Below are 11,645 nucleotides of genomic sequence, written 5' to 3'. Positions count from 1 at the left end.
AGGACGTGGCGGTCCACGCAGTTGTAGGCGACGTTGAGCTTTCCGCCGACGAACCATTTCGCCACCGGAGCCTCGCTCCAGTCCAGCACCTGGGTGAACGGTTCGTGCCAGTGCAGCCGCCCGGCCTGTTCGGCCCAGAACGCGTCGCGATCGGCCGCCGCCCGCTCGTAGAGTCCGGCGTCGGCGTTCGCCTGGGCGGCGAACTCCGCGTTCGGCGGATACGAGTCCCTGTGTTCGGCGCTGGTTTCGGTCATCTCGTCTCTTCTTTCCACGTAGCCTGAGCGCACGATTCGACGCAGCCGAGTTCGACAGTAATCAACTGTGACCCATGCCGCGTGCGGTGTGTCGATCGGGTTTCGCCCGCGTCACGCCGCCGCGCCTGCCTCCCGCGGCGAACGCGATGCTCCGGCCGCGCGGCCGTTTCCGCACGAAACTCGGGGTGTTTCGGCGATGTTGCCAGATCGGTAACAAGTACAACGAACTCGGATCAATCAGGTGACAGTGCCCGCGCCGGTGGTTACTCTGCCAACCACACAGGGGGATCGCGTCGGCATGCGCTGACGGGCCTCCTGCGGGTGCCGATCGGCTACCCCCTTCTCGCACCGGGAGGACGCGTTGAAATTCCACAGAGCGATGGCGCTGACCGCGGCGGTCGTACTGGCCACGAGCCTCGGGCTGTCCGCATGTTCCTCGGGCGACGGCGCCGATGCCGACCTCGTCACGGTCAACGGTGGCGAGCCGCAGAATCCGCTGGTGCCTACCAACACCAACGAGAATATGGGCGGCCGCGTGGTCGACCGGCTGTTCGCGGGCCTGAAGTACTACGACGGGAGCGGCAAGGCGCACGACGAGATGGCGGAGTCGATCCAGACCACGGATCGGAAGAGCTACCGGGTGACCATCAAACCCGGCTGGAAGTTCACCGACGGCACCCCGGTGACGGCGAAGTCGTTCGTCGACGCGTGGAACTACGGCGCGCTCGGCACCAACGCCCAGTTGCAGAGCTATGTGTTCAGTCCCATCGTCGGTTTCGACGAGGTGTCCGCGGAAAAGCCTACGGCACAGACGATGTCGGGCTTGAAGGTGATCGACGACCGCACCTTCACCATCGAGCTGAAGGCGCCCTCGATCGATTTCGAGACCGAGCTCGGGTACGCGCCGTTCTATCCGCTGCCGGAGGCCGCGTTCAAGGACGTGAAAGCGTTCGGAGAGAACCCGATCGGCAACGGCCCCTACAAGTTCGCCCGGTCCGGGGCGTGGGAGCACAACGTCAAGATCGATCTGGCGCCCAACCCGGACTATCCCGGCGGCCGCCCGGCCAAGAACAAAGGGCTGCGATTCGTGATGTATCAGTCCTTCGACACCGCCTACGCCGACCTGCAAGCGGGCAATCTGGACGCGCTCGACACCGTGCCCGACAGCGCGCTCACCTCCTACGAACGGGATCTCGGTGACCGCGCGATCACCAAGCCGACCGCCCAGAACCAGCACATCGGCATCCAGTCCAACGTCGCGCACTTCGCCGGCCAGGAAGGGCTGTTGCGGCGCCGGGCGATCTCGATGGCGATCAACCGGGAACAGATCGCGCAGAACATCTTCCACGGCACCCGGATCCCGGCGCGCGACTTCACCGCGAGCACGCTGCCCGGCTTCGACCCGAACCTGCCCGGCTCGGAGGTGTTGAAGTACAACCCCGACGAGGCCAAGAAGGTCTGGGCACAGGCCGACGCGATCTCGCCGTGGTCGGGCCGCTACGAGATCGCCTACAACTCCGACGGCGGCCACCAGGCCTGGGTGGAGGCGGTGGCCAACAGCGTGAAGAACACCCTCGGTGTCGACGCCATCGGCGTGCCGTACCCGACGTTCAAGAACATCCGCGACGAAGTGAACGCGCGCACCATCAACAAGGCCTTCCGCTACGGCTGGCAGGGTGACTACCCGACCATGCTGCAGTTCCTCACTTCGCAGTACTACAGCTACTCCGACACCAACAACGTCGACTACAAGAACCCGGAATTCGATCGCCTGCTCGATGCCGCCTTGGCCGCGCCGAGCCAGGACGAGTCCTACAAGATCATCGCGCAGGCCCAGTCCCTGCTGATCAAGGACCTGGCCGACGTCCCGGTGTTCGACTATGTGGCCGCCGCGGGCCGCTCCGACCGGGTGCGCAAGGCCGAACTCGCCTGGAACGGACTGTTCGACTTCGAGAACATCGAGAAGTAGCCGCCGGCCGCCGGGCGTCCGGGTGACGCTCGGCGGTCCTGTTCAGGAGGCGAAATGGCCTGGTATGTCGGGCGGCGTCTGCTTCAGATGATCCCCGTGTTCCTCGGTGCGACCCTGCTCGTCTACGCACTGGTGTTCCTCGTCCCTGGCGACCCGATCCACGCGCTGGCGGGTGACAAACCCATGACGCCCGCGGTGGAGGCGCAACTGCGGGCGCGCTACCACCTCGACGAGCCGTTCCTCGTGCAGTACCTGTTGTATCTGAAAGGCATCGTCACGCTGGACTTCGGCACGGCCTTCTCCGGCAGGCCTGTGCGGGACGAACTCGCGCGCGCGTTCCCGATCACGATCAAGTTGGCCTTCATGGCGGTGCTGATCGAGTCGGTCTTCGGCGTGCTGTTCGGCCTGATCGCCGGACTGCGCAAAGGCAAGCTGTTCGACTCCGCGATGCTCGTGATCAGCCTGGTCGTGATCGCGGTCCCGGTCTTCGTGGTGGGCTTTCTCGCCCAATTCCTGCTCGGCGTGAAGTGGGGCATCGCGCCCGTGACGGTCTCCGGGAAGGCGACCGTCGGCGAACTGCTGGTGCCCGCGATCGTGCTCGGCTCGCTGTCGTTCGCCTACGTCCTGCGCTTGACCCGGAATTCGGTGGCGGAGAACATGTCCGCCGACTACGTGCGCACCGCGACCGCCAAAGGCCTGCGCAGGCCACGCGTGGTGACCGTGCACATCCTGCGCAACTCGATGATTCCGGTGGTCACGTTCGTCGGCGCTGATCTGGGCGCCCTGATGGGCGGCGCGATCGTCACCGAGGGCATCTTCAACATTCCCGGCGTGGGCGGCACGCTCTACCAGGCCATCACCAGGGGGGAGCCGCCGACCGTCGTCTCCTTCGTCACGGTGCTGATCGTCATCTTCCTGCTCACCAATCTGCTCGTGGACCTGCTCTACGCCGCACTCGACCCGAGGATCCGCTATGCCTGACCGCACCGAGGCCGCGAGTCCGCGCCGCGGCCAGGAGCATTTCGTCGCGCCGCCCGACGAGGTCGAGGTGCTCGCCACCGACGCCGTGCTGGATGCGGGCGCGCCGACCAGCATCTGGCGCGACGCGTGGCGGCAGCTGCGGCGCAACCCGATCTTCATCGTCGCGGCGGTGCTGATCGTGTTCGTGCTGATCGTGGTGATCTGGCCGGGGCTGTTCACCGATCAGGACCCGCGGTACTGCAACGGCGACTTCAGCATGGACCCGCGCGGCGCGGGGCACCCGTTCGGTTTCGACAAGCAGGGGTGCGACATCTACGCCCGCACCGTCTACGGAGCGCGGGCTTCCGTGCTCGCCGGAGTCGGCGCGACGCTGCTGTTCGTGCTGATCGGGGGAACGCTCGGCGCGCTGGCGGGCTTCTACGGCGGGCCGCTGGACTCGATCGTCTCGCGGGTCGCGGAGGTCTTCTACGCGATTCCGTTGATGCTGGCCGCCATCGTGATCATGCAGCTGCTGGACGCAAGGACGATCTGGACCGTGATCGTCATCCTCGCCTCGTTCACCTGGCCGCAGGCGGCGCGGATCGCCCGTAGCGCGGTGATCCAAGCGAAGAACAGTGACTATGTCACGGCCGCGAAAGCATTGGGCGTCTCTCGACCGCAGACGCTTGTGCGCCACGTGTTGCCCAACGCGGCGGGACCGCTGATCGTGGTGACCACGCTGTGGCTGGGCGTCTTCATCGTCACCGAGGCGACGCTGTCCTATCTCGGCGTCGGTCTCCCGCGCACCGTGGTGTCCTGGGGCGCGGACATCGCCACGGGGCAGAAGGAGATCCGCACCTCCGCCATCCTGTTCTATCCGGCGACGGCGCTGGCGCTGACCGTGCTGAGCTTCATCATGCTGGGCGACGCCGTGCGCGACGCCCTCGATCCGAAGGCGAGGAAGCGATGAGCGAGGCCGACCGGCCGTTGCTGGAGATCACCGATCTGAACGTGAGCTTCACCGCCGACGGCAAGCCGGTGCCCGCGGTCCGGGACGTGAGCCTGTCGGTGTATCCGGGGCAGACCGTGGCCATCGTCGGGGAATCGGGCTCGGGAAAGTCGACCACCGCGCACGCGATCATCGACTTGCTGCCCGGCACGGGCCGGGTCACCTCCGGTTCGATCAGGTTCGACGGCAAGGAACTCACAGCGGCCTCGAAACGAGAGATCGTCGCGGTCCGCGGCAGCGGCATCGGCCTGGTCCCGCAGGACCCGATGTCGAATCTGAATCCGGTGTGGAAGATCGGTTTCCAGATCCGCGAGACGCTCGAAGCCAACGGCATCGCGAAGGGCAAGGCCGCCGAGAAGCGAGCGGTGGAACTGCTCGAGGAAGCGGGCATGCCCGACGCCGAACGCCGGGTGAACCAGTATCCGCACGAGTTCTCCGGCGGCATGCGCCAGCGTGCGTTGATCGCGATCGGCCTGTCCTGCCGGCCGCAACTGCTCATCGCCGACGAGCCGACCTCGGCGCTCGACGTGACCGTACAGCGGCAGATCCTCGATCATCTCGAGCGGCTCACCGCCGAACTCGGCACCGCGGTGCTGCTGATCACCCATGACTTGGGTTTGGCGGCGGAGCGTGCCGAACACCTGGTGGTGATGTATCGCGGCCGTGTCGTGGAGTCCGGGCCCGCTTTGCGGATTCTGCGTGATCCGCAGCACCTGTACACCAAACGGCTGGTGAGTTCGGCGCCGTCGCTGGCCGCGCAGCGGCGGTCGGCGGTGCGGCGTCGGGCCGAGATCCACGCGCAAGCCGTGCAGGTGGCGGCAGCCGACACGGTGGTGCCGGACGACGTGCTGGTAGCCGAGCATCTGACGAAGACGTTTCACATCCGCGATCGCACGCCGTGGAAGTCGACCGAGTTCGTCGCGGTGGACGATGTGTCGTTCCGGCTGCGGCGCGGGTCGACCACGGCGATCGTCGGCGAATCCGGCTCGGGCAAGACCACGGTGGCGCAGATGGTCCTCGGACTGCTCGCGCCCACCTCCGGCGCCGTCACATTCGACGGCAAGGACGTGACCACCCTGGACCGTAAGGATTCCTTCGCCTTCCGCCGCCGGGTGCAGCCGATCTTCCAGGATCCCTACGGCTCGCTCGATCCGATGTACACGATCTACCGCACCATCGAGGAGCCGTTGCGCACCCACCGGATCGGTACCGCCGAGGAAAGGGAGGCGACCGTGCGGGAACTGCTCGACAAGGTCGCGCTGCCTGCCGGTGTGCTGCGGCGCTACCCCAACGAACTGTCCGGTGGACAGCGTCAGCGCGTGGCGGTCGCGCGGGCGCTCGCCCTACGGCCCGAAGTGGTGGTGTGCGACGAGGCGGTGTCCGCGCTCGACGTGCTGGTGCAGGCCCAGATCCTCCGCCTGCTCAACGAGCTGCAAGCCGAGCTCGGGCTGGCGTATCTGTTCATCACCCACGATCTGGCCGTGGTGCGGCAGATCGCCGACGACGTGCTCGTCATGCAGCGCGGCAAGGTGGTCGAGGCGGCGACGACCGACGAGGTGTTCGACGATCCCCGGCAGGAGTACACGCGCAAACTGCTCGACGCGATACCGGGACGCGATCTGCTGGCCGGATAGCGAGCCGGTCGCGCGGATCGGTCCGCGCGAGCGCAAGTAGCCTCGTATGCCGTGACCGATCCGCTACAGCCCCTCGTCGATCTTCCCGGTGTCCGGGACGCGGCCGACCGTGCCCGCGACGCGCTCGCCGAGGTGCACCGGCACAAGGCGAACCGGCGTGGGTGGCCCACCACGGCGGCCGAGGCCGCGGTGCGTGCGGCCCGGTCCTCGGCGGCCATCGACGGCGGCAGCACGGATATTCCCGCCGACGGCCGGGTAGCCGACCCGATCCTGGCCGGCTCGCTGCGCGTCGGGCAGGCGTTGGACGGGGACGCGCTGCGGAATCTGGTGGGCACATGGCAGCGTGCCCCGCTGCAGGCGCTGGCGCGGCTGCATCTGCTCGCCGCGGCCGATCTGATCCCGGAGCAAGAGGCGCTCGGCAGGCCGCGCGGCGACTCGGGCGTCGCGCAGCGGCTGGATCTGCTGGCGCAGACGGTGCTCGGTTCGCGAGCGCCCGCGCCGGTGCTCGCCGCCGTAGTACACGGTGAGCTACTGGCGCTGCGGCCGTTCGGCACGGCCGATGGCGTAGTCGCGCGGGCGGCCTCCCGGCTGGTCGCGGTGTCGAGTGGGCTGGATCCGCACAGCCTCGGCGTACCGGAGGTGTTCTGGTTGCGCAGGCGTCAGGCGTATCTGGACGCGGCCGCGGGATTCGGAACCGGGCAGGCGGAGGCGGTCGGCGGCTGGGTGATCCTCTGTTGCGGGGCGTTCGAGGACGGCGCGCGCGAGGCCACGTCGATCGCAGACTCGGCGGCGGGATAACCCCCGTACACGTCAAAGCGGGCGGCGTTGTCTCTCGACCTCACCGCCCGCTAGCACGGACTACCCGGTTACCAAGCGTGCTAGGTGGGTTGTGTTCTGCGGCCTCGGCGACAATCCGGACATCGGCCGGTTCATCCCCGCAACCTGTGCGAGGCCTTCGCCGTCGACTATCCGAATTTCGCAGGCCCACAACGCTTCTGCCCTTGTCGCGGCGCGCTCCGCGTGGGTGCCTGGTGCCCGTGCTGGGAAGAAGGGTCGGGAGACAGTGCCTTCTCTTCCGGTGCTGCCTTGGCCTTCCGTCCTTCCGTAGTTACCTTTCTACACCTGTGACTGCACTCACATCAAGGGATGCGAGAACATTGAACAATCGGCGTTTTTCTCGGCGTTTCGTGGTTAAATGCCTGGTCCGCAGCGCCATCGGTCAAGTTGGCTGAGTTAACGGCAAGCCGCTGGCGACCCGGATGGGACGGGCTGCTCGAGCGTCCGATCTCAGCGTCGGCGGCGCAGCATCCGGTAGCTGATCGCGCCGGCCACGACCGCGCTCAAGCCGACCGCCGCGGTGGCCGCGAGCGTCGTCGAGGACGGCGCTTGGAAGCGCGCCCACAGCGACACCGGGTTGGAGAAGGTCAGGATCGGCCAGCCCCGCGTGGTGGCCTCACGGCGCAGATTGCGATCCGGATTGACCGCAGTGGGGTGGCCCACCGCGCCGAGCAGCGGCAGGTCGGTGATCGAGTCGGAGTAGGCGTAGCAGCGGGACAGGTCGTACCCCTCGTCTGCGGCGAGTTTCTCGATGGCGGCGACCTTGCCCTCGCCGTAGCAGTAGAACTCGACCTCGCCGGTGTACTTTCCGTCCGCCACGACCATCTGGGTGGCGGCGGTATGTGAGGCGCCGAGCGCTTCGGCGATCGGGCCGACGATTTCCTCGCCGGAGGCCGAGACGATCACCACATCGTGCCCCCGGATCTTGTGGTCGGCGATCAAGTCGGCCGCCTCCGCGTAGATCAGCGGATCGACCAACTCGTGCAACGTCTCTGCCACAATGGATTTCACCTGCTCGACGTCCCAGCCCGCGCACATGCTGGTCAGGTGGGCGCGCATCCGTTCCATCTGATCGTGATCGGCTCCCGACAGCAGGAACAGGAAGTGGGCGTAACTGCTTTCCAGTACGGCGCGGCGGTTCAAAAGCCCCTGCGCGTAGAAGGGCTTGCTGAATACGAACGTGCTCGACTTCGCGATCACGGTCTTGTCCAGATCGAAGAAGGCCGCGACGCGTCCACCTGCAGTGGCTGACTTGTCCACCCGACCAGGATAGGCGGCGGTATGGTCTCCGCTCGGCCAGGCGTCAGGTGCGGTGCGGCTGCTGTGTCCCCGTGGTCGGTCCGCCCGCGGGTTGTGGCAGCGCTCTCCGGCCACCGCGCCTGTTGTGTGGCCGTCCTGCTTTCGATCGGCCGCAGCTGGGCGGCGACTGCACCACGGCTGCCGCTGGTCGGCACGCGTGTGCCCCGCCGTGGCGCGGCTGCGGCCGGCGCGGCGATGAAGTTTGCCCCGCAGACGCCGAAGCCACGACGGCCACAAAGATGTCCGTCGGCAGACTTGCGTGGTGGCCGGGGCTTAGGTGTAGTATTGCTGGCACCTGGACATGGTCCAGGCGCGTTCAGCCCGACCCCCCGGGGCTGAACCCCGACGGCCCCAGCCTCCTCCCCCCCCGGCTGGGGCCGTCCTCTATTTCAGGGACAGTGCGGTACGGCATCGGGTTCGGATAGCTGTCCACAACCCCGGAGTTGTCCACATTCGGCATATCGCCCCTTCTGTCCCTGCTCCCGTTCCGCGACGCTGACCTGCATGAACCTCGATGCATCGGAGCCGATCGGGCCGACGCCCGCCCTGGTGCTCATCGATGACGACCGTCTGCGCGACGAAGTCCGGCGTATCGCGGCGGCCGCCGAACGGCCACTCGATGAGCGGACGCGACTCGTCGGCCGACATGCCTGGACCGGCGCTCCACTGGTCATCCTGGACACCGACACGGCGCGCGAAGCGGCCGCCGCGGGCTACCTGCGCCGCGCCGGCGTCGTGGTGGTAACCGATGGTGAGCCAGGTTTGCTCGACTGGCAGGCCGCCGCCGCGGTCGGCGCGGAGCGGGCTATCGCCTTGCCCGGCGCGGCGGTGGGGCTCATCGAGATGTTTGCTGAATACGGCGAGCAGCGTGCGGGTGACGGCGTGGTGCTCGCCGTCGTCGGCGCGGGCGGCGGGGCCGGCGCGTCCACCCTCGCCGTCGCGGTCGCGCTGCGCGCCGCCGCGGAGGGGTTCCGGCGCGAGACCTTGCTGGTCGATGGCGCACCCTTCGCGGGGGGTCTCGACCTGCTGCTCGGTGTCGAGAACGCGGCGGGCCTGCGCTGGCCCGACCTGGTGGTGGAAGACGGGCGCGTCTCAGCGACCGCGCTGCACGGCGCCCTACCCGTCGCGGCGCCCGGGCTCGCGGTGCTGTCCTGTGGGCGCTGCGGTGCGGGACGATTGCCACGTGAGCTCGGCGCGCCCGCGGTCCGCGCTGTCATCGAAGCGGGCCGTGTCGCAGGCGATTTCATAGTTTGCGATATTTCCGGTGAGCGCGGGCCGCATGCCGACCAGATGCTCGACTCCGCGGATCTCGTGGTTCTGGTCGTTCCGGCGCGGCTGCGTGCGGTCGCCGCCGCCGAAGCGGTGTCCGCCCATATCGCGCGGCGAAACCCGAACCAGGGCCTGGTTGTTCGCGGTCCGGCGCCCGGCGGCCTGCGCGGAGCCGAGGTCGCCGAAGTGCTCGATCTCCCGCTGCTCGCCGCCGTTCGCGCCCAGTCCGGTCTCGCGCACCGGCTGGAGCGCGGCGGGATGTCGGTAGGCCGCCGCGGGCCGCTGCGCGATGCGGCCGACGCCGTCCTCGGCGTACTGAGTGCACCACCGGGACAACGGCGGTGAGGAGGGGGCGATGAGCGCGATACTGACCAGCGAGCTGCTGGACCGGGTGCGGGAGCGCCTGGCTGGCGAGACCGGCGACCCGGATCCGGCGCAGGTCGCCGCCGCGATCCGGGCCGAAGCGGGCGGGGTGCTCGGCGACACCGACCTGCTGCGGGCTCTGCGACTGCTGCAGACCGAACTCACCGGCGCCGGTGTACTCGAACCGCTGTTGCACGATCCGCGAGTGGCCGACGTCCTGGTGACCGGTCCGGACGCGGTGTGGATCGATCGCGGGCACGGTCTGGAGAAGACCTCGATCACCTTCTCCGACGAGGCCGCGGTCCGGCGGCTGGCGCAGCGCCTGGCACTGTCGGCGGGTCGCCGACTCGACGACGCACAACCATGGGTGGACGGTCGGCTGTCCGGAATCGCTGCGGCATCAGGGGATTCGTTCGGGGTCCGCTTGCACGCGGTACTCGCGCCGGTCGCGCACGGCGGCACTTGTCTGTCGTTGCGGGTACTCCGTCCGGCCACCCAGGGGCTGTCCGCGCTCGCCGTGGCGGGCTCGGTGCCCGCCGACGCGAAGCTCCTGCTGGAACGAATCATCCAGGCGAGGCTGGCGTTCCTGATCGTCGGCGGCACCGGAGCCGGGAAGACGACGCTGCTGTCGGCCCTGCTCGCCACGGTGGGCCCGTCCGAGCGGATCGTCTGCGTCGAGGACGCGGCGGAGCTCGCGCCACCGCATCCCCACGTGGTCCGGCTGGTGGCCAGGACCGCGAATGTGGAAGGCGTCGGCGAGGTCACCGTCCGTGACCTGGTCCGTCAAGCGCTGCGCATGCGGCCGGACCGGATCGTGGTCGGTGAGGTCAGGGGCGCCGAGGTGGTCGACCTGCTGACCGCGTTGAACACCGGACACGACGGCGGGGCGGGCACCGTGCACGCCAACTCGCCGCAAGAAGTCCCCGCCCGGCTGGAAGCCCTCGCCGCTCTGGGCGGCATGGATCGAGCGGCCTTGCACAGTCAACTGGCCGCCGCGGTGCAGGTCGTCCTGCACGTGCACCGCCGATCCGACGGCTCGCGGGGGCTGCGCGAGGTCGGCCTCGTGCACCGCAACGGCGATGGGCGCGTGCGGATCACGCCCGCCTGGCATACCACGGCTGCGGCCCCCGCCGCCGCGGACCTGTCCAGCCTGCTCGCCGAACGGCTCGACCGTTGAGCGGCGCGGTGTTGTGTCTCGCGCTGGCGTTGGTCCTGGTTCCGGCGCCCCGGTCGCAGCGCCGGTTCGGGCAGCTGTTCACCGCGCGCGTCGAGTATCGAATACCGGACCGCGGCAGGCTGTTCCGCGTCTGTGCCTGCGTAGGCGTGGTGATCGTGCTCGCCGTCTTCGGTACGGGTGCTTTCCTCGCGGCCGGCCTGGTCGCCGGAACGGCCGGGCTACGGGCTCGCCGGGCGGTACGGGACCGGCGCGGGAAAGCCGAGCAAGGGTACCTACTCGATGCCTTGGAGGCTGTGATCGCGGAATTGCGGGTGGGGGCGCATCCGAGCGCCGCCGCCGAGGCCGCCGCACATGAGGTGTGGGGCGAGTCGTCCCGCGCGTTCACCGTTGGCGCCGCCCGCAGCCGACTCGGTGGCTCGGTGGCCGAGGGCCTGCGCCGACCGGATTCCCCGATCGCCGCGGAGCTCGCCCGGGTTGCCGGGGCGTGGCAGGTGGCCGAGCAGCACGGCTTGGCACTGGCGGAGTTGCTGTCCGCGGCCCGAACGGATCTCGCGGGACGCATCCGATTCCACGGCCGCACCACTGCCGCGCTGGCCGGCGCACGGGCCACCGCCGGTGTCCTGGCGTGTTTGCCGCTCCTCGGCATCGCTCTCGGCCAAATGATGGGCGCCGCGCCGCTGCACGTCCTGTTCGCCTCGTCCGCGGGGGCGGTGCTGTTGCCGGTAGGCGCGGGCCTGGCCTGCGCGGGCCTGCTGTGGACCGATGCCATCACCCGAAAGGTGCTGATATGAAGTCTTCTTCGATGGCTGGTCGCGGCCGGCCAAAGCAGTTGTCGAACTCGAAGCCGGTTGCGATCGGCGGGGAGATGCGGTTT

10 protein-coding genes are annotated in these 11,645 nt (G+C 68.7%); 8 read left to right on the top strand and 2 right to left on the bottom strand.

Annotation, left to right across the window (positions count from 1 at the left end; translation table 11 throughout):
- Positions 1-254 (bottom strand): acetyl-coenzyme A synthetase N-terminal domain-containing protein (locus ACIA5H_RS07225; RefSeq protein ID WP_397074494.1); only part of this gene is annotated, 254 nt, incomplete at its 3' end.
- Positions 255-633: 379 nt separating this feature from the next.
- Here ACIA5H_RS07225 and ACIA5H_RS07220 point away from each other — a divergent pair.
- From ACIA5H_RS07220 to ACIA5H_RS07200, 5 genes are read left to right on the top strand one after another with little or no spacing between them, the layout of a single operon-like run.
- Complete coding sequence (locus tag ACIA5H_RS07220; RefSeq protein ID WP_379250814.1) at positions 634-2,223, top strand: ABC transporter substrate-binding protein; 1,590 nt, start codon at positions 634-636, stop codon at positions 2,221-2,223.
- Positions 2,224-2,277: 54 nt separating this feature from the next.
- Positions 2,278-3,204 (top strand): ABC transporter permease, encoded by a 927-nt coding sequence (locus ACIA5H_RS07215; protein ID WP_355079253.1) that lies wholly within the window; start codon positions 2,278-2,280, stop codon positions 3,202-3,204.
- Entirely contained in the window at positions 3,197-4,153 is a 957-nt protein-coding gene (locus tag ACIA5H_RS07210; RefSeq protein WP_355079251.1) for an ABC transporter permease, read from the top strand. The genes ACIA5H_RS07215 and ACIA5H_RS07210 overlap by 8 nt, the downstream gene beginning before the upstream one ends.
- Complete coding sequence (locus ACIA5H_RS07205; protein WP_397074491.1) at positions 4,150-5,826, top strand: dipeptide ABC transporter ATP-binding protein; 1,677 nt, start codon at positions 4,150-4,152, stop codon at positions 5,824-5,826. Before ACIA5H_RS07210 ends, ACIA5H_RS07205 begins: the two co-directional genes overlap by 4 nt.
- Positions 5,827-5,877: 51 nt before the next feature.
- Positions 5,878-6,624, top strand: coding sequence for an oxidoreductase (locus ACIA5H_RS07200; protein WP_379250167.1), 747 nt, complete (start codon positions 5,878-5,880; stop codon positions 6,622-6,624).
- Positions 6,625-7,113: 489 nt separating this feature from the next.
- Here ACIA5H_RS07200 and ACIA5H_RS07195 read toward each other — a convergent pair whose 3' ends face one another.
- Positions 7,114-7,923 carry an HAD family hydrolase gene (locus ACIA5H_RS07195; protein WP_379250169.1) on the bottom strand — a complete coding sequence of 270 codons (810 nt, stop codon included), beginning with the start codon at positions 7,921-7,923 and terminating at the stop codon, positions 7,114-7,116.
- 543 nt (positions 7,924-8,466) lie between these two features.
- Between ACIA5H_RS07195 and ssd the strand changes: the two genes are divergently transcribed.
- The 3 genes from ssd to ACIA5H_RS07180 are packed head-to-tail and all read left to right on the top strand — an operon-like array spanning position 8,467 to position 11,562.
- Entirely contained in the window at positions 8,467-9,576 is a 1,110-nt protein-coding gene (ssd, locus tag ACIA5H_RS07190; protein WP_397074488.1) for a septum site-determining protein Ssd, read from the top strand.
- 10 nt (positions 9,577-9,586) lie between these two features.
- Complete coding sequence (locus tag ACIA5H_RS07185) at positions 9,587-10,771, top strand: TadA family conjugal transfer-associated ATPase (RefSeq protein ID WP_397074486.1); 1,185 nt, start codon at positions 9,587-9,589, stop codon at positions 10,769-10,771.
- Entirely contained in the window at positions 10,768-11,562 is a 795-nt protein-coding gene (locus ACIA5H_RS07180; RefSeq protein ID WP_397074484.1) for a type II secretion system F family protein, read from the top strand. Before ACIA5H_RS07185 ends, ACIA5H_RS07180 begins: the two co-directional genes overlap by 4 nt.
- Positions 11,563-11,645 lie beyond the last annotated feature (83 nt).

The sequence above is a fragment of the Nocardia sp. NPDC051900 genome (genome assembly GCF_044452545.1).
Lineage (GTDB): Bacteria > Actinomycetota > Actinomycetes > Mycobacteriales > Mycobacteriaceae > Nocardia > Nocardia sichangensis.
The sequence above is the reverse complement of the archived record's forward strand: the minus strand, read 5'-3'. Positions and strand labels throughout refer to the sequence as shown.

What these genes read in the sequence shown, in the direction of transcription:
- ACIA5H_RS07220 (WP_379250814.1), top strand. Translation starts at nt 634, where the DNA reads ATGGCGCTGACCGCGGCGGTCGTACTGGCCACGAGCCTCGGGCTGTCC.
- ACIA5H_RS07215 (WP_355079253.1), top strand. Translation starts at nt 2,278, where the DNA reads ATGGCCTGGTATGTCGGGCGGCGTCTGCTTCAGATGATCCCCGTGTTC.
- ACIA5H_RS07210 (WP_355079251.1), top strand. Translation starts at nt 3,197, where the DNA reads ATGCCTGACCGCACCGAGGCCGCGAGTCCGCGCCGCGGCCAGGAGCAT.
- ACIA5H_RS07205 (WP_397074491.1), top strand. Translation starts at nt 4,150, where the DNA reads ATGAGCGAGGCCGACCGGCCGTTGCTGGAGATCACCGATCTGAACGTG.
- ssd (WP_397074488.1), top strand. Translation starts at nt 8,467, where the DNA reads ATGAACCTCGATGCATCGGAGCCGATCGGGCCGACGCCCGCCCTGGTG.
- ACIA5H_RS07185 (WP_397074486.1), top strand. Translation starts at nt 9,587, where the DNA reads ATGAGCGCGATACTGACCAGCGAGCTGCTGGACCGGGTGCGGGAGCGC.